The organism is Nitratireductor sp. ATLC21, from assembly GCF_057196525.1.
In genome coordinates this window covers 610,984-631,694 of sequence record NZ_JBXUOU010000003.1, presented here as the reverse complement: position 1 = coordinate 631,694, position 20,711 = coordinate 610,984, and the positions used below count along the sequence as shown (strand labels likewise).

Annotated in this window: 21 protein-coding genes and 1 tRNA gene; 11 read left to right on the top strand and 11 right to left on the bottom strand. The window is 60.2% G+C overall.

The window, feature by feature from the left end:
- Positions 1 to 8: 8 nt before the first annotated feature.
- The 3 genes from AC2CHD_RS17570 to AC2CHD_RS17560 are packed head-to-tail and all read right to left on the bottom strand — an operon-like array spanning position 9 to position 2,184.
- Positions 9 to 740 carry an amino acid ABC transporter ATP-binding protein gene (locus AC2CHD_RS17570; RefSeq protein WP_484554687.1) on the bottom strand — a complete coding sequence of 244 codons (732 nt, stop codon included), beginning with the start codon at positions 738 to 740 and terminating at the stop codon, positions 9 to 11.
- A complete protein-coding gene (locus AC2CHD_RS17565) occupies positions 737 to 1,411 on the bottom strand; it encodes an amino acid ABC transporter permease (RefSeq protein ID WP_229449774.1) in 675 nt (224 codons plus the stop codon). Before AC2CHD_RS17565 ends, AC2CHD_RS17570 begins: the two co-directional genes overlap by 4 nt.
- 29 nt (positions 1,412 to 1,440) lie before the next feature.
- Positions 1,441 to 2,184: an amino acid ABC transporter substrate-binding protein gene (locus AC2CHD_RS17560; protein ID WP_484554686.1), complete on the bottom strand. Its 744-nt coding sequence runs from the start codon at positions 2,182 to 2,184 to the stop codon at positions 1,441 to 1,443.
- A 447-nt stretch (positions 2,185 to 2,631) separates the two neighbouring features.
- On the opposite strand from AC2CHD_RS17560, the gene AC2CHD_RS17555 reads away from it, so the two are divergent.
- On the top strand, positions 2,632 to 3,909 hold the full coding sequence (locus tag AC2CHD_RS17555; RefSeq protein WP_484554685.1) for a L,D-transpeptidase family protein: 1,278 nt from the start codon (positions 2,632 to 2,634) through the stop codon (positions 3,907 to 3,909).
- 2 nt (positions 3,910 to 3,911) lie between these two features.
- Positions 3,912 to 4,142 (top strand): sulfurtransferase TusA family protein, encoded by a 231-nt coding sequence (locus AC2CHD_RS17550; RefSeq protein ID WP_484554684.1) that lies wholly within the window; start codon positions 3,912 to 3,914, stop codon positions 4,140 to 4,142.
- Here the strand turns inward: AC2CHD_RS17550 and AC2CHD_RS17545 are convergent.
- Positions 4,139 to 5,239, bottom strand: a complete 1,101-nt coding sequence (locus AC2CHD_RS17545; RefSeq protein WP_484554683.1) for a CobW family GTP-binding protein — start codon at positions 5,237 to 5,239, stop codon at positions 4,139 to 4,141. The genes AC2CHD_RS17550 and AC2CHD_RS17545 overlap by 4 nt on opposite strands.
- A 5-nt stretch (positions 5,240 to 5,244) precedes the next feature.
- Positions 5,245 to 6,360, bottom strand: a complete 1,116-nt coding sequence (locus AC2CHD_RS17540) for a D-alanyl-D-alanine carboxypeptidase family protein (protein WP_229449769.1) — start codon at positions 6,358 to 6,360, stop codon at positions 5,245 to 5,247.
- A 399-nt stretch (positions 6,361 to 6,759) separates the two neighbouring features.
- Here AC2CHD_RS17540 and AC2CHD_RS17535 point away from each other — a divergent pair, with 399 nt between their 5' ends.
- The 3 genes from AC2CHD_RS17535 to AC2CHD_RS17525 all read left to right on the top strand — a co-directional run bounded on the left by AC2CHD_RS17535 (position 6,760) and on the right by AC2CHD_RS17525 (position 10,260).
- Entirely contained in the window at positions 6,760 to 7,923 is a 1,164-nt protein-coding gene (locus AC2CHD_RS17535; protein WP_484554682.1) for a M20 aminoacylase family protein, read from the top strand.
- Positions 7,924 to 7,997: 74 nt separating this feature from the next.
- Positions 7,998 to 8,074, top strand: a tRNA-Arg gene (locus AC2CHD_RS17530).
- A gap of 194 nt (positions 8,075 to 8,268) precedes the next feature.
- Positions 8,269 to 10,260: a DUF4139 domain-containing protein gene (locus AC2CHD_RS17525; RefSeq protein ID WP_484554681.1), complete on the top strand. Its 1,992-nt coding sequence runs from the start codon at positions 8,269 to 8,271 to the stop codon at positions 10,258 to 10,260.
- 8 nt (positions 10,261 to 10,268) lie between these two features.
- On the opposite strand, the gene AC2CHD_RS17520 is transcribed toward AC2CHD_RS17525, so the two are convergent.
- Positions 10,269 to 10,745: a MarR family winged helix-turn-helix transcriptional regulator gene (locus AC2CHD_RS17520; protein WP_223021846.1), complete on the bottom strand. Its 477-nt coding sequence runs from the start codon at positions 10,743 to 10,745 to the stop codon at positions 10,269 to 10,271.
- Positions 10,746 to 10,965: 220 nt separating this feature from the next.
- Here AC2CHD_RS17520 and ectA point away from each other — a divergent pair, with 220 nt between their 5' ends.
- From ectA to AC2CHD_RS17495, 5 genes are all read left to right on the top strand, one after another.
- Positions 10,966 to 11,568: a diaminobutyrate acetyltransferase gene (gene ectA, locus AC2CHD_RS17515; RefSeq protein ID WP_484554680.1), complete on the top strand. Its 603-nt coding sequence runs from the start codon at positions 10,966 to 10,968 to the stop codon at positions 11,566 to 11,568.
- A gap of 46 nt (positions 11,569 to 11,614) precedes the next feature.
- Positions 11,615 to 12,904 (top strand): diaminobutyrate--2-oxoglutarate transaminase, encoded by a 1,290-nt coding sequence (gene ectB, locus AC2CHD_RS17510; protein ID WP_484554679.1) that lies wholly within the window; start codon positions 11,615 to 11,617, stop codon positions 12,902 to 12,904.
- A 5-nt stretch (positions 12,905 to 12,909) separates the two neighbouring features.
- Positions 12,910 to 13,302, top strand: a complete 393-nt coding sequence (locus AC2CHD_RS17505) for an ectoine synthase (RefSeq protein ID WP_007010253.1) — start codon at positions 12,910 to 12,912, stop codon at positions 13,300 to 13,302.
- Between the two features lie 87 nt (positions 13,303 to 13,389).
- Positions 13,390 to 14,325 (top strand): ectoine hydroxylase, encoded by a 936-nt coding sequence (gene thpD, locus AC2CHD_RS17500; protein ID WP_484554678.1) that lies wholly within the window; start codon positions 13,390 to 13,392, stop codon positions 14,323 to 14,325.
- A 21-nt stretch (positions 14,326 to 14,346) separates the two neighbouring features.
- The gene (locus tag AC2CHD_RS17495) at positions 14,347 to 15,831 is read left to right on the top strand and encodes an aspartate kinase (protein ID WP_484554677.1); all 1,485 of its coding nucleotides are present in this window, start codon (positions 14,347 to 14,349) and stop codon (positions 15,829 to 15,831) included.
- Positions 15,832 to 15,954: 123 nt separating this feature from the next.
- Here the strand turns inward: AC2CHD_RS17495 and AC2CHD_RS17490 are convergent, their stop codons facing one another.
- The 4 genes from AC2CHD_RS17490 to AC2CHD_RS17475 all read right to left on the bottom strand — a co-directional run bounded on the left by AC2CHD_RS17490 (position 15,955) and on the right by AC2CHD_RS17475 (position 19,011).
- Positions 15,955 to 16,248 carry a GNAT family N-acetyltransferase gene (locus tag AC2CHD_RS17490; RefSeq protein ID WP_484554676.1) on the bottom strand — a complete coding sequence of 98 codons (294 nt, stop codon included), beginning with the start codon at positions 16,246 to 16,248 and terminating at the stop codon, positions 15,955 to 15,957.
- A 2-nt stretch (positions 16,249 to 16,250) separates the two neighbouring features.
- Positions 16,251 to 16,871 (bottom strand): alpha/beta hydrolase, encoded by a 621-nt coding sequence (locus AC2CHD_RS17485; RefSeq protein ID WP_484554675.1) that lies wholly within the window; start codon positions 16,869 to 16,871, stop codon positions 16,251 to 16,253.
- Positions 16,872 to 16,874: 3 nt separating this feature from the next.
- On the bottom strand, positions 16,875 to 17,807 hold the full coding sequence (locus AC2CHD_RS17480) for a ring-cleaving dioxygenase (RefSeq protein WP_484554674.1): 933 nt from the start codon (positions 17,805 to 17,807) through the stop codon (positions 16,875 to 16,877).
- Positions 17,808 to 17,979: 172 nt separating this feature from the next.
- A complete protein-coding gene (locus tag AC2CHD_RS17475; protein ID WP_229449759.1) occupies positions 17,980 to 19,011 on the bottom strand; it encodes a PRC-barrel domain-containing protein in 1,032 nt (343 codons plus the stop codon).
- Between the two features lie 213 nt (positions 19,012 to 19,224).
- Between AC2CHD_RS17475 and AC2CHD_RS17470 the strand changes: the two genes are divergently transcribed.
- Positions 19,225 to 20,142 (top strand): diacylglycerol/lipid kinase family protein, encoded by a 918-nt coding sequence (locus AC2CHD_RS17470; protein WP_484554673.1) that lies wholly within the window; start codon positions 19,225 to 19,227, stop codon positions 20,140 to 20,142.
- Between the two features lie 54 nt (positions 20,143 to 20,196).
- Here the strand turns inward: AC2CHD_RS17470 and AC2CHD_RS17465 are convergent, their stop codons facing one another.
- Complete coding sequence (locus tag AC2CHD_RS17465) at positions 20,197 to 20,706, bottom strand: Dps family protein (protein WP_229449757.1); 510 nt, start codon at positions 20,704 to 20,706, stop codon at positions 20,197 to 20,199.
- Between the last annotated feature and the right edge of the window lie 5 nt (positions 20,707 to 20,711).

The following is a 20,711-nucleotide window of genomic DNA, read 5'->3' as shown; positions in this document are numbered from 1 at the left end:
CGGTCCGGTCAAAGCACCTTGCGCAGAAATGCGCGGGTGCGCGGGTCCTTCGGATCGGTGAACATCGTTTCGGGAGGTCCCTGTTCGACGATCTTCCCGCCATCCATGAACAGGATGCGATCGGCTATGTCGCGGGCGAACTGCATTTCGTGCGTGACGATCAGCATCGTCTGGCGCGCATCGGCCACCCGCTTCAGCAATTGCAGCACCTCGTCCACCCATTCAGGATCGAGCGCCGAGGTTGGCTCGTCGATCAACATGATCTCGGCCTCTGCTGCCATGGCGCGGCCTATGCCGACACGCTGTTGCTGACCACCGGAAAGTGCCGCCGGGTAGCTTTGTGCCTTGTCGGCGAGACCGATGGTTGCGAGAATCTCCTCGGCGCGGGCGTGCGCCCTGGCCTTATCCCAGCCCCGGACGGTGATCAATCCCTCGGCGATGTTGTCGCGCGCGGTCATGTTGGCAAAGAGCGCGTAATTCTGGAATACGAAGGAGGTTTGTCGTCTGAGCGCGAGTTCTTCTGCGGCCCTGACCCGGCGTGCATCCACCGTTACCGGGCCAATGGTGATCATCCCCTCATCGGGCTTTTCGAGAAAGTTGAGCGAGCGCAACAAAGTGGACTTGCCGGTACCGGAGGGTCCGATGATCGCCACCCGCTCGCCCGACCGGATGTCCAGATCGATGCCGTCGAGCACGGTGTTGTCGCCAAAGCGTTTGGTGAGTCCCCGGACAGAAATCATCGCGCCACCGCCTTTCCAAGCCGAGCCTCAAGTTGGCGCTGGACCACCGTAAGCGCCTCGACAATCACCCAATAGATGATCGCCACCAAAATGAAGGCCTCGAAATAGAGAAAGCTGCCGGCGGCTTCCTTCTGGGCAGCGCCCATCAGCTCCGTCACGCCCAGCGTGAAGGCAAGCGAGGTGCTCTTGATGATGTCGACGAAGTAGTTGACGAGCGTGGGAGCAGCGATACGGGCAGCCTGCGGCAGGATGATGCGACGCATCATCTGCGCTGTCGTCATGCCGACGGAGCGCGCCGCTTCCCATTGTGAACGGTCAACCCCGAGGATCGCGGCGCGAATGCTTTCGGCCATATAGGCCGCAAAATGCAGGGTGATCCCCATGATGGCCGCGGTGACGCCATTGATGGCTGTCAGGAATGAAAACACCTGCGGCAGGCCGTAATAGAACAGGAAGAGCTGCACCAGCAGCGGTGTGCCGCGAAAGAAGCTGATGAAAACCTGTGTGAGCCCATCGAGAAGAGGGACGCGCATGACGCGGACGATGGCCATCAATGACGCAAGCATCAGCGCAAGAACCATGGCCACCGACGCCATGGCGAGCGTCAGCGGCACATATTTGAGAAGCACGGGGACGAGCCCCAGCATATAGTCGAGATCAAGTGGTCTCATCGTCCCCGGCTCTCACTGGCGTCAAACGTTTACTGCGTAATGTCGGTACCAAACCATTTCTGCGAAATTTCGGTCAGCGTGCCGTTTTCCTTCAGCGTGGTGATGGCCGCGTCCACGCGGTCGCGCAGCGCCTTGCCTTCATCATCGTTGCGGAACGGTAGCGCGTTGCGGATCTCGGAGAAGGGCTGGCCGGCGAGCGCCAGCGGCAGCGGCGTTTCCTTGATCACCTGGCTGGCGCTGACGCGGTCCATGACGAAAGCGTCGACACGGCCGAGCGCCGTATCCTGCTCGAGATTGCTCTCATAGGTCTTGATTTCAATCTCGTCGGCATAGGGCAGTTCGCGCAGAAGCTGCTCGAAATTGGAGCCGAGATTGACGGCGACCGAGCGGCCCTTGAGGCTTTCGGGTCCGGTGATCTCATTCTCATTGCCCTTCTTCACGACCACCTGCGCACCATCGATCACATAGGGCTGCGAGAAGGCGAATTTCGCCTCGCGCTCGGGCGTGATGGTGATCTGGTTGGCGATGGTGTCGATACGGCCGGACTCGAGCGCGCCGACAAGGCCGGAAAAGCTCATCGTGACATATTCCACCTCGTCACCCGTCTCCTTGACCACGGCATCGATGAAATCCACCTCGAAGCCCTGAAGCTTGTCCTGTTTGACGAAAGTGAACGGGAAATAGCCACCCGACATGCCCACACGGATGGTTTCTGCGTTGGATGCCGAAACGGTGGCGGCAAAAATTGCTGCTGCTAGTGCCAGTTTGCGCATTGTAATCTCCAGCGGCGCCCCTGCGCCTGCGTGTTGCTTGGTGCGGCACAAATAGGCAATGTAGAAAAAAATTCTATACGCAGACGATATTCGCAACTCAAAAAGCCAGTTTTTTATACCATTGGCAAAAATAATAGCATCACACACTAAATGAACGGGATTTATGAGCATGCATTGGCCATGCGGGCGCCATTTCAATGGCGATTTTCTGCCCCAGGAACGGTTCCAGGAGCAGGAAACTCCCCTTGCGCGTCGACCGTTCCTCGCCTAGAAGCCGCGAAAAGGCCACAAAGCCCGACAAAATGCCACGAAAAGGTCACGGCATGGCTGCAATGCCTAACGAGCCGGGTAATCTTTTCGAAAGCATAAGGGTTCATTTTCTATAAGCGGAGTGGCATTCTAAAATCTCCGCATGGGGGCCAAATAGGCGGGACGCGACAACATTCCATGACACGCCTGATCAAATATGCCTTCTTGCTGTCGACAGCGCTCGCGCTGGCTGCATGCAACGAAACACTTGAAGACATCGCGCCGAAGGCCGAGCGTCAGTTACCGGCGCGCATCGTACAGACGATGAAGGCCAAGGGGATGAGCAAGACCTCTCCCGTCATGATGCGCATCTTCAAGGAAGAAGGAAAGCTTGAGGTCTGGAAAGCCAAGACCAATGGCCGCTACGACATCATCGCCAGCTACGATATCTGCAAATGGTCGGGTCAACTCGGACCGAAATTCACCGAGGGCGACCGCCAGGCGCCGGAAGGTTTCTATACCGTCCGCCCCGGCCAGATGAACCCGAAATCAAGCTATTATCTTGCCTTCAATATCGGTTTTCCAAATGCCTATGACCAGGCAAACGGTCGCACCGGAAAACACCTCATGGTGCATGGCGCCTGCTCATCCGCCGGGTGCTACTCGATGACCGACGAGCAGATCTCGGAAATTTACGCGTTTGCCCGCGATTCCTTCAACGGTGGGCAACGTGAATTCCAGGTGCAGGCATTCCCCTTCCGCATGACGGCGGAAAACATGGCCCGCTACCGAAACGACCCGAACTACGATTTCTGGAAAATGCTCAAGGAAGGCTACGATCATTTCGAGCTGACCAAGATCCCGCCAAAGGTCGATGTGTGTGGCAAGCGCTACGTCTTTAACAGCGAACCCGTGGACGGACAGAGCTTTTCCCCGACGGCCGCGTGTCCGCCAATGAGCCAGCCTGAATCGTTGCTCACGGCGTATCGTCAACATCAGGCGCTTTACGACATCGCGTTCAACAAGGCTCTCAAAACGCAGTCGACGGCGAAGCGCTCCGAGACCATAGCAGGGCATGAGGAAGCGCGCCTGGTGGCTGACTGGAGCAAGCGCCGCGCCCGGGGCGAGAAGGTTTCGCGCCTGCCGCCGAACATTCCCTCGCCTACTGCTGTCGCCGAGGCGCCTCAACCGGAAGCCACACCCGCTGTAGCTGCGACGGCCTCTGCCTATACGGCAGAACCTGCCTCACGCCTTCAAACCGCGCTGGAAGCCGCCGCACCGCAGCCTGAACAGCAAGAAGCTGTAGCCAACACCACTTCCGGCGCAACGGAAACGGTCGCGGAGGATGCAGTGCCGAACCCGACACCGCGGCCAGACACAAGCGTGGAACGCACCGCATCCGTCCCGGCTCCGGCGGCCACCGGCGGCCAGGGTACTTCGCTGCGCCGCCGGATTCAGAACATCTTCAGCCGCTGATCGTGACAGCCGCACCGCAGACATACGATCTCAAGGGGCTCAACTGCCCCTTGCCTGTTCTGAAAGCGCGCAAGCGCCTTGCAGGCATGCCGAGTGGAGACCGGCTTTGGCTGGAAACCACAGACCCGCTGGCGGTCATAGACATTCCGGCATTTTGCAACGAGCACGGGCATCTGCTCGTCGAGACCGAAGCGACCCCTAACGGTCATCGTTTTCTGGTGGAACGCGGCTAAGGACGGAACCCGGCTATGGCGAGCGGATTGTCCTCAAGGGCGGCTCTGTCGGGCGTATCGATCGCCGCCTCACCCATGAAGGCGGCGAACAGGCCTTTCACATAGGCTTCATCGAGGCCGGTTCCGATGATGACCAGCCGTACGCCGCGTCTCTCGTCAGGCCATCCCGCCAAATATCGCGGCGCGTGCAGGATCTGGCGCACCCCTTGCACAACGAGCGGACGCTCGGGTTGCCCACGAAGCTCCACAATGCCCTTCAGCCGCAGAATCTGCGCCCCGCACTGACTGCGCAGCAGGTCGAGAAAATTCTCGAGCGCCGGCCCGCTGATGGGACGGTCATGCGTCAGCAGGATCGTTTCGAAGGCCGCGCTATGCCCATGCCCGTGCTCATGCTCATGCTCATGATCGTGATCGTGGTCATGGTCATGGTGGTGGTCGTGATAGGGTGAAGCCTCACGCAGGACCGGAGCAGCGCGTGAACCGATTTCGAGCGCGCTGCAATCGATAAGCGCCGCTGCATCCATCTCATCGACGGAGAAAGGTTCGAGGCCTGGCGCTAGCTCCGCCAGATACGCTTTCAGACCACGGAGAGCATCCGCATCAACCAGATCGGTCTTGGTCAACAGGAGCCTGTCGGCCACGGCCACTTGATGCCGTGCCTCCTCGTGGGCCTCGAGCGTCTCGCGCCCGTGCATGCAATCCACCAGGGTAACCACACCATCAAGTCTGAAACGGGCAACGAGCGCCGGGTGCGCGGCAAGCGCCTGCAAGACCGGCACTGGGTCTGCAAGACCTGTTGTTTCGATCACCACGCGTTTGAGACCGGCTGCACGATCCTTCGTCAGCCGTTCATCGAGCCCGACGAGGGTGTCCACCAGCGCACCGCGGACAGTGCAGCAGAGACAACCATCCGACAACTCCACAATCCCGTCTGAAGCCTCTTCCACCAACAGGTGATCAATGCCCACAGCACCGAACTCGTTGATGATAACGGCAGTGTCCGAAAGAGCGGGATCGCGCAAGAGCCGATTGATCAAGGTGGTCTTGCCAGCACCGAGAAAGCCCGTGACGAGCGTCAATGCAATGGTGTTGGCCATGGGTCTCAGCCGCCCTGCGCAGTCTCGGCGGTGGCACTTTTGAACGGGTAGTCCGGCCGCGGCGTCGGGATCGGTACATCGGCATAGCGCGGCACAGATGGCGCAGGACCGGTTGCGCCGCCGAGGCTGATTGCCACGGCACGCGGCTCGTGATCCATCGCTGTCAGATAAGGCGAGCGCTCCACCAGCAGGTTGTCATCGTCACCCCGTTCGAAACGCGCCTTGACCGCTGCCTCGGAACAGACCTCGGGGCGCATGTCGACCGCCACGTCACGCCCCTCGCCATAAGGTGCGAAGGAAGCAATGGAAGGGGAAACAGCCCCCTGGATCTTGAACCCTTCCGCAAGCAGACGGGCCGCTTCCTCGCCACGCTCCACCTGGGATGGCGCTCCCAGCACGATTGTCGCAAGCGTGCGCCCATTGCGTGTGGCGGTAGCCGCCAGGTTGAAGCCGGACGAGCACACATAACCGGTCTTCATGCCATCTGCGCCCGGAAAACGGCCGATCAGCCAGTTATAGTTCGGCAAGACCTTATCCCCGGTGCGTATGGCCTCCAGCGAAAAATAGTGCGCATACTGCGGAAATTCGGTGCGAATGGCCCGCACGAGAAGTGCCAGATCGCGCGCTGTTGTGTATTGCTCGGTCGAGAAAAGGCCATGCGGATTGACGTAGTGCGTGCCGGACATGCCCAGCTTGCGCGCTGCCGCATTCATGCGTTCTGCAAACGCGCCAACCGAGCCGCCGACATTCTCGGCAATAGCCGTCGCCACGTCATTGGCGGATTTGACCATGATCAGCTTGATCGCGTTATCGAGAGTCAGCACCGATCCGGCCGGATAGCCCATCTTGCTCGGCGGTTCCCGCGTTGCGCGCTTGGAGATCGTCACAGGCGAATCGAGTTGCAACTCGCCATCCCGCACGGCCTCAAAAGCCACATAGGCCGTCATCAACTTGGTCAGCGATGCCGGGTACCAGCGTTGGAAAGCGTCTTCATGGGAGAGGACCCTGCCGCTGTTGACATCGAGAACGATCGTCGGCCCTGCCGACGCCGGCAGAGCTGCCGCAACCATCCCCATCACTGCCCCGGCCACAACGGGCGCGGCAAATCTTGCGAAACTCATGCGCATTATCCGAATTTCATGTCCGCCTGAAATGTCAGGCACCTTTGTTGACCCGTATACCGATCGTGACCCCAAGCGCCAAAGCGCACAGTCAACGACCAAGCTTAAGCCCTGTTCGTTTCCTGCTGATGAAACCGGGCCCATTTAACGCCAACCCGATACTTATAGCAAAAAACCGTTGGGCCGCCGCTTGAATCTCACGGGAGAAACCGGCGAGGCGCACAAGAGCCCGAACTGGCCCAAGCGGATCAGCTTGCAATCGCCCGCAATCACATCTTACCTGTTTCCCAGCTTCAGACTGATGACTGCGGGATGCACGCGGCCCCTCCGGCACTGCTGCAAGACCCGCTCCACAGAGAGGCCCGAATACCGGCAAAAATTTGAAGGGAAGAGCAAAACATGCCGATTTTGAATCGCTCTGCGGAGTTGCAGGCAGAAATCACTGAATGGCGGCGTGATATTCACCGCAACCCCGAGCTTCTCTTTGATGTGCATCGCACCGCCGGTTTTGTAACGGAGAAACTGCGGGAGTTCGGATGTGACGAGGTGGTAACAGGCCTCGGCAAGACGGGCGTCGTCGGCATTATCCAGGGCAGGCTCGGGAGCGGCCCGACCATCGGGCTGCGCGCTGATATGGACGCCTTGCCGATGACGGAGATGACGGGCAAGCCCTGGGCTTCCACATCCCCGGGTAAGATGCACGCATGCGGCCATGACGGGCATACCGCGATGCTGCTGGGCGCCGCCAAATACCTTTGTGAAACACGCAATTTCAAGGGCCGTGTCGCGGTGATTTTCCAGCCGGCCGAAGAAGGTGGCGGCGGCGGCAACGAGATGGTGAAGGACGGCATGATGGAACGCTTCGCCATTGAGCGCGTCTTCGGAATGCACAATCTGCCGGGTTTGCCGATCGGCCAATTCGCTATCCGGCCGGGGCCTATCATGGCCGCCACGGCGGAATTCGTGATCACCGTGAAGGGACGCGGTGGCCACGCGGCCATGCCGCATATGGTCGTCGACCCCATCCTTGCCGCCAGCCAGATCGTCACAGCACTGCAGAGCATTGCTTCACGCAATGTCCATCCGCTTGATTCTGTGGTGGTTTCGGTCACCAAATTCCATGCCGGTGATGCCTTCAACGTGATTCCGGACAAAGTGGAACTGGCCGGCACCGTCCGCACGCTCAAAAAAGAAGTGAATGTTGATGCCGAAAGCCGGATGCGCGCCATATGTGCAGGCGTGGCGGCAGCCCACGGCGCCACCGTGGAGGTGGATTATGATTCCAATTACCCGGTGACGTTCAACCACGCCGAGGAAACGGCCTTTGCGAGCGCCGTGGCTGGTGAGATTGCCGGCGCGGCGAATGTGGACAACGACATCACCCCGACAATGGGCGGTGAGGATTTTTCCTACATGCTTGAAGCCCGCCCCGGAGCTCTGATCTTCATCGGCAATGGCGACAGCGCTGCACTCCACAACACGGAATATGATTTCAACGATGATGCCATCCCGCATGGGGTGAGCTATTGGGTGCGGCTGGCAGAAACAGCCCTGCCGGGCTGATGCCGTGACGCTCTCGGCACAAGGCCCATTTCATCTTGGCGAACCGGCCTCATCGCGTTATGAGAGGGCTCAGCGGTCCCGTAGCTCAGCAGGATAGAGCATCAGATTCCTAATCTGAGGGTCACAGGTTCGAATCCTGTCGGGATCGCCATTTTTTCGAGGGTCCAATCAAGGCGGACGAGCTTTTCCGAGAACCGCCGCTCAGACGATCGGCGACAAGCACTTTTCCAAATCACGCCACGATCCGATCCAGATGCACTGGTAACGGGATAGGGGTCGAGCTTTTACCCTGGAGTTCCCCAGGCAGCGTGGAGAGACGATGTGTCAGCGAAACCATCCCGGAATGTGAACCAAACGTTTGCTCGCGCCGCCCTGTTCGGCGCCTGCTTTGCCTTTGCGCAGGCTACTCCATCAGCCTTTGCCGACATCGTGGACAGCGGTCGGATCAGGGCGATCACGCTTTCTTCTGGCGGTTTGGCCGAGATAAGGCGTTCCGCCCGTATCGAGGGCGAAGGCACATTGCGCATCGACATCCCTCTCGATCAGGTGGACGACTTTTTAAAGAGCCTGGTGGTGAGAGATCCCGCAGGCACCATCGATGCCGTCACACTGGATGGACTTTCCCCGGTCGAAGAGACCTTTCGCCGCCTTCCTCTCGGCCCCGGTGATCTGGGTTCCGTGCCGGCGCTGGCTGCTGCGCTTCAGGGCATCTCCGTGCGCGCCACGTCCGGCGGGCGCACCGTCGAAGGCATGATCCTCGGCGTCAGCACGGAGCAAACAGACAGTGATACAACGCCGCGCGTGGAACGGGTGCTCTCCGTGATGACCGCGGACGGAACGCTGGAGCTTTTGAAGCTCGGTACGGATACCAAGCTGGACATACTCGACGAGGCCCTGAAGGAACGGTTGCGCGAAGCAGCGAAGGTAAGTGGACGTGGGCGAACGGATGCTATCCGCTCTGTCGCGATCACACTCTCGGGAACAGGTGAGCGCGATATAGCAATTTCCTATGTGGTACCCGCTCCGGTTTGGAAAGCAGCCTATCGGCTCATTTCGAACGGAGAAGACACAGCGCGCCTCCAGGCATGGGCGGTGATTGAAAACGCAACCGGAGAAGACTGGAAAGGCGTCGGTCTGACACTGTCATCCGGCGCCCCGGTAACACTCGCCCAGAAACTGCATCAGCGCTATTGGAGCGAACGCCCGGACATCCCCGTTGCCGTCGGCAACGCCGCGCCGCCACGACCGGACGATGCAGCTGGCATGGAGATGGCTCGGATGGAGTCCGCCCCCCGCCATATGCGTGCTTTCAACGGCGCAGCGGCTCCCGCGCCGATGGCCGATATGGTGATGCAGGAGCCCTCGCCCCCCACCAACCCGATTGAGGCGCAAGAGGGTCGCACAAGCGCCACCTACCATTTGCCGAATCCCGTCCACCTTGCCGCAGGGCAAAGCCTTTCCCTGCCTTTCGTGGACGCCGAGATTGAAGCTGAGCGGGTTTCGGTCTTCCAACCGGAGAGCGGCGGCATTCATCCCGTCGCCGCGGTTTTCCTCAAGAACGGCACCGAAGCCAGCCTGCCGCCGGGCATCGTGACAGTCTACGACCGCGCGAGTGGGTATGTGGGCGATGCGCAGCTTCTGGGCATTCCGGCCGGAGAGAGCCGGATGGCAAGCTTCGCCAGCGACCGCAAGGTCGAGATCACGACGGAAACGACACCTCAGGAAATTGTCGGCAAGGTAGCGATCAGCGATGGCGTTCTGCGCGCAACGACGGTTTCACGGATCACCACCACCTACAGGATCAAGGGGGCTTCAGACGCGAAGCGTACAGTGCTGATCGAACACCCGCGGCGCGATGGATGGCAGATGGAAGCGGCCGCGCTCGATAGTGCAACCCCCACCCACTATCGCCTTCGCGCCGCCATGGAAGCTGGCGGATCATCCACCGTAAGGACCGTGATGGAACGCAGCCGCATGGAAAGCTTCGCTCTTAGCGACGCAAGCGCAGATGCGCTTTATGTGTGGGCCGGCTCAGCCACTGACAGCGACACCGGAAAAAAACTGAAGGACCTTGCCGTTCTCAAGCGCGATGCCGCCTCGGCAGAGCGCACCGCGGCGAATGTCCAGCAGGCGCTGGAAAGAACCGCCGGCGACCAGGCCCGCATTCGCGACAATCTGAGCTCCGTTCCCCGCGAGAGCGCTCTGGCAGAGCGCTACATGCGCATGCTCGAAGAACAGGAAAACCGGATTGCCGCGCTCAATCAGGAACGAGCGAAGGCCGAAGGGGAGCGGGATCGCCTGAATGGCGAGGTCCGGGCTTTCATAAGCAGGCTCTAAAAGCGCATTTACTTGCGATCGACCGCGCCGACATCCAGCAGCGGCGCGGCATCGAGCGCGCCGGCATTGAGCATCGCGCCAACACGCTCAAGGGCTGCAACAATCATGCCCTGTTCCCAGTCCGGCAGAGCCTGAAACTGCTCTGAAAAGGTCTTCTGCAACGGATCGGGCGCGGCTTTCAGAAGAGCCCGCCCCTCTTCTGTCGGCGCCACCCACACCACGCGCTTGTCGCGCTCGCTGCGCGTGCGGGTGACGAGGCCACGCGCCTCCAGCTTGTCGACCAGCGACGTTGCGGTCGCCTGCCCGACACCGGCCTTGCCGGAGATATCCTTGGGCGTCGCCCGGCCCGCTGCAGCGACGATTTCAAGCACGATGAGCTGTGGTGTCGTCAGCCCGGTCGCCCGGGCAAGCGTGCGCGCGTTCAGCTCCGTTGCACGCAAAATACGCCGCAACGCGATCAGGCTCGTTTCGGTACGATCTTCCATGCCGCCATCCCCAAACTCGTTGGCCGAAAAGGGCAATATTCGGCCGCCGCTCTCCGCATATCTATGGATAGCAGAGAAAATATATTTTGATTAGCGAATAAAATTTTCCTCGGAAACCCATTCATTTCATGGGCTTGCGCTTGGTGTGGAACCAAATCGGCTTCCAGCGGTTGAAATATCCTTCGATAGTCATAATATTCGGCGCGCTATGAGGAGACCAATGGCCACCACTGATATCAAGCTTGTACGCAAGCGATCGCCCGAGATTGTCTATCGCCCCCCGCGCAAGGAAGATGGCGCGGATGTGTGGCGGCTCATCCAGTCCTGCGAGCCGCTCGACGAGAATTCGCTCTACTGCAATCTGTTGCAGTGCGACCATTTCGGCGACACATGCATCGCCGCCGAAAGAACCAGCGATGGAGCGCTGGTGGGCTGGGTTTCGGCCTATCTTCTGCCCGATGAAGACGACACATTGTTCGTCTGGCAGGTTGCCGTGGATAAGAGTGTCCAGGGCATGGGCGTCGGCAAGAAGCTGCTTGCCGCACTGCTCGACCGGGAAGCCTGCGAAAACGTGCAGGCGCTCAAGACCACCATCACCTCCGACAACAAGGCAAGCTGGGGTCTGTTTTCCTCGCTCGCCCGCAAGCGCGGTGGTGAACTGAGCCACGAGCCTTACTTCCGCAAGGATGCGCATTTCGATGGCAAGCACGCCACCGAACATATGGTGACAATCCAGTTCGCCGAAGGTGCATCCGACGATGTCAGCGGAAACTGGATGTCCCTGCGCAAAGCAGACGAGGCCCGGAGCGACGATGCCGCCTGATGGCGGCGTCCCAATTCGCACGACCGAACAATCCGAAGGAAAAAAGATGACGACCGTTACGACGGACGACAAACAGATTTTCACGCGACGCGAATCGGAAGCGCGCAGCTATTGCCGCAGCTTCTCGACCGTGTTCACAAAGGCCAGCGGCTCGACCCTGACAGATGCTGAAGGTCGCGATTACATCGACTTTCTGGCCGGCTGCTCGAGCCTGAACTATGGTCACAACGACCCGGACATGAAGGCCGCGCTGATCGAGCATATCGAGCGCGATGGCGTCACGCACGGGCTCGACATGCACACCGACGCGAAGGCCGAATTCCTGAAAGCCTTCGAGCGCCTGATTCTGCGCCCGCGCGACATGGATCACCGTGTCCTGTTCACCGGCCCGACGGGCGCCAACGCCATCGAGGCGGCACTCAAGATCGCGCGCAAGGTGACGGGACGCCAGAATGTGGTGTCCTTCACCAACGGCTTCCACGGCGTCACGCTCGGCGCGCTGGCGGCCACCGGCAATGGCTACCATCGCGGCGGCGCCGGCGTGCCGCTCAACCATGTAACGCGCATCCCCTATGACGGTGCGATGGGCGGCGACATCGACACGGCCGATCTTCTGAACCGCATGCTTTCGGAGCCCTCCAGCGGCGTTGAAAAGCCGGCTGCAATCCTGCTCGAAACCGTGCAGGGCGAAGGCGGGCTTAATGCCGCGTCGCGCGAATGGGTGCGCCGGGTGAGCGAGATTGCCCGCGCCCATGGCGCGCTGCTCATCATTGATGACATTCAGGCCGGCTGCGGCCGCACCGGCAATTTCTTCTCCTTCGAGGAGATGGGTATCTCGCCGGATATCATCACCATGGCGAAATCGCTGTCGGGCTACGGCCTTCCGTTCGCAACGGTTCTGGTGAAGCCGAAATACGACGTGTTCGGCCCCGCCGAGCACAACGGCACCTTCCGCGGCAACAACCATGCCTTCGTCACCGCGCGGGTGGCGCTTGAGAAATTCTGGGCGGATGACACGTTCCGCGCCACGATCGCCGAGCGCAGTGCCTATTTGGAAAAGCGCCTCAACGAGATCGCCGCGCTTCTGCCCGACGCCCGCGTGAAGGGCCGCGGCATGATGATGGGCGTGGATGTGGGCTCAGGCGAGCTGGCAGGCGACATCTGCAAGCGCTGCTTCCGCGACGGGCTGATCATTGAGACCTCCGGCGCGCATGACGAGGTGGTGAAAATCCTCTGCCCGCTCAACATCGAGCAGGACACCTTTGCGCGCGGACTGGACATCCTTCAGTCTGCCGTTGCCGAAACAACCCAGAACACAAAAATCGCAGCGGAGTAACGAACATGATCGTGCGCGACCTGAACGAAGCGAAGAACACCGAACGTCACGTCCATTCGGAAGGGTGGGACAGTGTGCGTCTTCTCCTGAAGTCGGATGAGATGGGCTTTTCCTTCCACATCACGACCATCCACGCCGGCGCCGAACTGCACATGCATTACAAGAACCATCTTGAATGCGTCTATTGCGTCGACGGCACGGGCTCCATCGAGGACTGCGCCACCGGCGAGGTCCACAAGATCAAGCCGGGCGTCATGTATGCGCTCGACAAGCACGACAAGCACATTCTGCGCGCCGACGCAGAAAAGCCGATGATCATGGCCTGCACCTTCAACCCGCCGGTTTCTGGCAAGGAAGTGCACCAGGCCGACGGCTCTTATGCGCTGGAGGATGCATAACCTTCCCGAAGCCTGGCACCCTTCAACATCGGGGTGCCAGGTTCATGCATCCGACGGCGAAAACCCTGAAAGAAAAGGAGAACGACCATGACAGCGATGTCGAAGGAACGTGACCGAAGAAGTCAGGATCCCTATCCCAGCAGGCTGCCCGAAGAACGTTGGCTGCCCCGCCAGGATCGAACCGTTTGGAGCCAGTGGCGCCCCGATGCGCCCCTGACAGCACAGCAGGCCGACCAGTTTGACCGTGACGGCTTCCTGATCCTCAAAGACATTTTCACGGCCGAAGAGGTCGAGGCGCTGAAGGCGGAATCCGCCGCCATGCGCAATGGCGAGCGCGATCTGATGGATGGCAGCGTGATCACCGAGCCCGGCTCGGACGAGGTTCGCACCATCTTCAAGCTGCCCGAGCAGAGCTCCCTCTTCAATCGTCTGGCCAGCGACCGCCGCGTTGCAGGCATCGCCCGTTTCCTTCTCGGCGACGAGGTCTACATCCACCAGTCGCGGCTGAACTACAAGCCCGGTTTCACCGGCAAGGAATTCTACTGGCACTCGGATTTCGAAACCTGGCACGCCGAGGATGGCATGCCGCGCATGCGCGCTGTCTCCGCCTCGCTGCTTCTGACCGATAATGACGCAATGAACGGCCCGCTCATGCTGATGCCGGGTTCGCACAAACAGTTCATCGCCTGTGCCGGCGAAACGCCCGACGACAACCACAAATCCTCGCTCAAAAAACAGGAAGTGGGTGTTCCCTCCCACGAGGCGCTGACCAAGCTCGCGAGCGAGCACGGCATCACCGCCGCCACCGGCAAGGCCGGCACGCTGGTGCTGTTCGACTGCAACACGATGCACGGCTCCAACGGCAATATCACGCCGTTTCCGCGCTCCAACGCCTTCTTCGTGTTCAACGCCGTATCGAACCGGCTTGATGAACCCTATGGCGCGAAAAAGGCTCGCCCCGATTTTCTCGCCGAGCGCGGCGAACCCACCCCCGTCGAAATCAAGACCGGGAAACTGGCATAAGCCACAACCGAACTGGACATTATGACTGACCGACTAGAAAGCGGTGCGGCCGAAAAGGGCCGCACCAACCAGCAACAACGAGGCATCCACACCGTCGAGAAGATCGGCGGCACATCGATGAGCCGCGCGCGCGAGCTGCTCGACACGATCCTGATCGGCAAACGCAAGGGCGATGCACTCTACAACCGCGTCTTCGTCGTTTCCGCGTTCGGCGGTATCACGGACAAGCTGCTGGAACACAAGAAGTCAGGCGAACCCGGTGTCTATGCATTGTTCGCCCATGCCGACAACGAACATGGGTGGATGGAGGCGCTGAGCGCTGTGAGCCGCGCCATGCACGCGATCAATGAAGAGATGTTTGACGAGGCCGCCGACCGGCACGCCGCCGACGACTTTGTGCGCGAGCGCATCGAGGGTGCGCGCGGCTGCCTGATCGACCTGCAGCGTCTTTGCTCCTACGGGCATTTCCAGCTCGGCGAGCACATGCAGACGATCCGCGAGCTTCTCTCGGCGCTGGGTGAAGCGCATTCGGCCAACAATCTGGCCCTGCTTCTGCGTCGCTCGGGCGTGAATGCACGCTTTATCGACCTAACCGGCTGGCGCGATGAAACGCAGCCGAGCCTCAACGAACGCATCGAGCAGGCGTTTGCCGAGATCAACCTCTCACGCGAGCTGCCCATCGTCACCGGCTACTCGCAATGCCGCGAAGGGCTGATGCGCGAATTCGACCGCGGCTATTCCGAAGTGACCTTCGCCACCATCGCGGCACTGACCGGCGCGCGCGAAGCGATCATTCACAAGGAATTCCACCTTTCGAGCGCCGATCCGCGCCTTGTGGGACCGGAGAATGTGCGCAAGATCGGCCGCACCAATTACGATGTCGCCGACCAACTCTCCAATATGGGCATGGAGGCGATCCACCCGAAGGCGGCAAAGAAACTGCGTCAGGCAGGTGTGCCGCTGCGTGTTGCCAATGCTTTCGAGCCGGAAGATCCCGGCACGCTGATCGACGCAGAGCCGGCCGATGGGGCAGGCGTGGAAATGGTCACCGGCCTGCCGGTCACCTCGCTCGAACTCTTCGAGCAGGACATGGTTGGCGTGAAAGGCTATGACGCCGCGATCCTGGAATCGCTGACCCGCCACCGCGTGCGCATCGTCTCGAAAAGCTCGAACGCGAATTCCATCGTCCACCATCTGGAGGCGACGCTCAAATCCGTGCGCCGCGTGGAACGCGATCTCGCAGAACGTTACCCCGCCGCGCGCATCACGGCGCGTCGCGCAGGCATGGTGTCTGTGATCGGGCGCGATCTCACCGGGCTCGGCGTCATGCTGGAAGGGCTGAAAGCGCTCGACGCTTCCGGCGTGGAGCCGCTTGCCTCGCAGGAGACCGGACGCGGTGTCGATGTGCAGTTTCTTGTCCGCAGTGAAGACCTGGAAAAAGCCGTCAAGGCACTGCACCGGGCCTTCATCGAGGAGGGGGAGGAAACGTTGAAGGAAGCGGCCTGAACGCCGTTTCCTTCAGCGTGACCCTAGAGCACTTCCGCTTTTCGTTGAATCGCGAAAGCGCTCTAACTTATTGCTTTTCGCAATTCCGGACGGAAACCGGTTCCCACTTTTCCTGGAATTGCTCTAGCGCGCCAGAACGTCGGCCCATTCCGGATGGCGCCGAAACTGAGCGTTGGCAAACGGGCACAGCGGCCTGATCTTGATGCCATTGGCGCGTGCGTCTTCCACGGCGCGCGTGACAAGCGCCAAGCCGACTCCCTGCCCGCGAAAGGCGTCCGGCACATCGGTGTGATCGATGATAATCTGGCTCGTTCCGATCTTGGAGTAGGTCATCTCGGCCTCGTGGCCTTCGGCGCGATAAAGATACCGCCCCTTGGTGTCATTGTCTTCGACAACGATGGATTCGCTTACGCTCATTTTCACTCTCCCTCAAGAAACGGCAGCAGAAAACGCCCCGCCGCCACGGTTTCGTTCGGGCGTATTTCATGCCCGCCCTCATGCCATTCGATCTCGGTCTCTGCACCGGCATCCTCGAGATAATCCGTAAGCCGTGTGGTGAGCCGTTCCGGGCAAATTGGATCCTTCCGCCCCGCCGTAACGAGAAACCGCGTCCGCACTGCACCCTCGCCCCAGACCGGCGCAAACGGGATCAGCGGGTGCATCAGCACGGCAGCATCGAAAAGCTGCGGCGCGGCAAAGGTCACGGAAGCGAGAATGTTCGCTCCGTTGGAGTAGCCCAGACCGAGCACCGCGCTGGGCTTTTCCCGCTGCACATGGGCGGCGATGAATTCACGCATCCTGTCGGTCGCCCGCGCCAGATCGTCCATGTCGTAGACGCCCTCGCCAGTGCGCCGGAAGAAGCGCGCCGCACCCTGTTCGCTCACATCGCCACGCGGGGCGACAATGCCGGCTCCGGGCGCCAGCTCCGCACCCAGCTGCAGGAGCTGACGCTCGTCGCCGCCTGTTCCATGGAAGAGGAACAGGAGCGGTTTTCCCGGCCCCGCGGAGGCCAGGTGATGGACGTAGTGGTCGGTCGTCATGGCTCAGTTCCCGATCCTGGGAAGTGACGCTTCGAGCCGCTCACGCAGATGCGCGTGCTGTTTGGGCAGTTTCAAAGCCTCGCCCAAATGCGCCATGTCTTCGTCACTGGCAAAGCCCGGCTCGTTGGTGGCGATCTCGAACAACACGCCGCCTGGCGCGCGGAAATAGATCGAATGAAAGTAATCCCGGTCGATGACCGGCGTGATCTGAAAGCCCTGTGACACCAGTTCCTCGCGCACGGCAATTTGCGCTTCATCATTGGCCACGGCAAAGGCGATGTGATGAACCGAGCCCGCACCCTGCCGCGCCACGGGTGCATCGGACCGGGTTTCGAGGTCGATCACGTTGGCACCGTTGCCATCCTTCCTAACCATGCGCAGCACACCATTCTCTTCGCCGAGCGGTGTGTAACCCATGAACGAAAGAAGCGCTTCCGTGCCCCCACGGTCGCGCAGGACCAGCGACGCGGAGTGAAAGCCGCGAATTGCCGCATCATCGTCGACCTTCGCACCATTCCACGGTTCACGCGCATCGCCTTCCATCTCGTTCAGGGCAAAGCCATCACCGTTTACGCCCGCAAAAAGCAGGCGATCTTCGCCGAAACGGCTCTCGCGCGAAAGCCCGGTCACGCCCTGCGCTTCCAGGTGTTTCGCCCAGTAGTCGAGACTGCCTTTCGGAACGGAATAAACGGTGGTTCCCACCTCCCCTGCTCCTCGTTTCCCGGCAACGATGTTGGGAAACGGAAAGTAGGTCATCACTGTCCCCGGCTGCCCGGAGCCATTGGCGTAGTAGAGATGATAGATATCTGGTGCATCGAAATTGACGGTTTTCTTCACACGGCGCAGGCCGAGCGTATCGGTGAGGAACCGGTCCGTCGCCAGCGCATCGCGGGCCATGGAAGTGATGTGGTGAATGCCTTCTATCTGGGTCAGCATGGCAATTCCTTTCACACTTGGCCACCGCATGTTTGCGACGACCTCTCACGCCAAGATGGCGACAAATACGCGTCGATGAAAGCTGTAACGATCAAACGGATTGTCAACGCTCCATGAACAAAGAGCCCCGCGCTTGGCACGGGGCTCTTCGTTCTAATGCGATAAGCGCAGATTACTGAACCTGCATCCGCATTTCGTCGCGACGCTCACCATAGCTCGCCTCGTCATAAGCCGGCTGCTGTTCCAGCTCTTCCTCGGTGAACTCGGTGTAGAGGTAGAGCGAACCATTGCCGTCGCTCATGAAAGCGAGATTGTCCATGCCAATGGCGACCTCTTTTTCACCAATGCCGAGGAAGCCGCCGACGTCGACGATGATGGCATCAACCTTGCCGTCCTGCGAGATGATGACATCGCCGATTTCACCGATGTTCTCCTCATTGGCGCCGTAAACCGTGGTGCCCGTGAGTTCCTCGGTGCGAATTTCATTCGCCGGCATTTCCTGAAGGCTGGAACGGTCGATTGCAGCGGTCATCGTATCGTCGGTCGCCTGATCCTGCGTGTCGGCGGCCTGATCGACGGGCTTGGAAGCATCGTCAGCCTCTGGAGCAGGCGTTGCAGCCATATCATCGGTCTTCACAGCTTCATCGCCACTTGCCGCATCGGTGGCCGGTGCCATAGCGGTCTCTTCCGCATTGTCGTCGGCCTTGGCCGGAGCTTTGGCAAGATCATCCTTGGACGCAGGCTTTGCCTCCGACACATCGGCATCAGCCGGCATCGGACGATAAGCAGAGCGATCGAACTCTTCCTGAGCCTCCAGCGCCTCGGCTGTCGTCTCTACCACGAGCCAGCGCTCGCCATCCTGCTCAGCCCACTCGACCAGATCATACTCGAGTGCAACTTCCTTCTGACCAATGCCGAGGAAGCCGCCCACGCCGACGACAATGGCGCTGACTTCGCCTTCTTCGTCCAGAACAAGATCATTGACCTCGCCAATGTTCTCGGCCTCTTCGCCGGTGCCATTGTAAACGGTCTTGCCGATGAGATCGGTAGCCAGATGGCCGTCAGCGCGCACCACCATTTCGGTGGGCTGCTCGGTGGGTGCAGCTGCCGGTGCGCCAGTTCCCGTCGTGGTCGACGTCTGCGCGACCGCACCGGTCGCCACAAGAGTTGCAATTGCGGTGGTCGCCAAAAGGTTGCGGAACATGATAAGCTCTCCGTGTGCAGTGTTTCTGTACAGGCCACGCACCGAACCGAACCTGCCAGGGAGGATTGGTGTGTGGCCGTTTGCACCCTTAGAACGCGCCGCCCCGATTCTTGTTCCGCGATTTTCTTCTCACTCTGACAGTCTTCTTTCGGGAACCATTCTTTCCGCCTCCCCTTAAAGTCGGACCGCAGAGAAACCTTTAGGAAAACCCCGATGCATGTTCTGGCCGTTCTCAACCGCAACGGAGGAACACTCCGAACTCTCGACACGGACGCGCTTGCGGAAGAGATAAGAGATATTTTCGAAACAGCCGGCCATTCCATCGAGGTCAGGCTTTGCTCCGGCAAGAATATCGTGTCGATGATGGAAGAGGCGGCCAGTGATGAGAACGCGGATGTTCTTCTTGCAGGCGGCGGTGATGGCACGATCTCGCTTGCTGCCGGCCTGCTCGCCCATTCCGAAAAGGCGCTTGCCATCCTCCCCGCCGGCACGATGAACCTTTTTGCCCGCAGTCTTGGCATTCCGCAAGACCTGCAGGCGGCCATGCAGGCTCTCGCCCAGGGCTCGATCAGGCGTGTCGACATAGCGGAAGCGGATGGCACTTTTTATGTGCACCAGTTGTCGATCGGTATGCATCCGCAACTTATCCGCCTGCGCGAACGCATGGAGTTCCGATCCCGAGTGGGCAAGATTTTCGCCTCAGTGCGCGCGGCAATCGCAACCATGGTTCGCCCCCCGAAGCTGGAGCTCGAGTTGGAACTGCCCGAGACGAAGATGCTCGCCACGACCTCGAACCTGGCGGTAACCAACAATCTCTACGGAGAAGGTCAGCGGCTGCCGTTCACCGACCGCCCTGACGGCGGCCAACTGGGCATATACATAACCCACGCGCGGACCCGCGCCGAGATGCTTCTCTTTTTTCTGAATATGGGTATCGGCCGCTGGCGGAAAAACGAGCAGGTGGAGATCCATCAGGCAAGCGAGGTGACGGTGCGCGTTCGCTCCGGGACCCAGCGCTTCAAATGCGCCATCGACGGCGAATTGCGGCCATTGCCGAGAGAAACACGGATCGTCCTTCATCCGAAGGCGCTGCGCGTTCTGGCGCCGAAACAGGAGAGCAGCCTCTCCTGACAAAAAACCGGCCGGAACGAACCGGCCGGGTAGTCTTGGGAGGAGGTTAAATTATCAGTCCGCGATAAGAGCACGCAGCATCCACAGCGCCTTTTCGTGGAAGGTCAGCCGATCGGTCAGCATGTCCGCGGTGACAAGGTCACCCTTCTCGTCGGCCTTGGTACCGATCTCGCGCATCTTGCGCACAGCCTCTTCATGGTCTTCAACCAGATCCTGAACCATTTCCAGCGCCGAGCGACCGGAGGCGCGAAGCTCAATGGATGTGTCGACACCCTTGCCACTCAGGATGGGAGCGTGATGGCCCAAGGCGCGCACCCGCTCGGCAATGATGTCGGTCGCCTCGAACAGCGTGTTGTACTGCTCTTCGGTCAGCACATGGATCGAATGGAAAAGCGGCCCCACCACGTTCCAGTGGTAGATATGTGTCTTGATCAGGAGCCTATAGGTATCAACAAGGATCTCCGAAAGCCCGGCAGAAATTTCCTTTCTGTCTGCTGCGGTCAGGCCGATATCCATCTTCTCGGCATGGGTTTTGGGTTTGAGAACTTCAGCAGCATCGCTCATGGGGT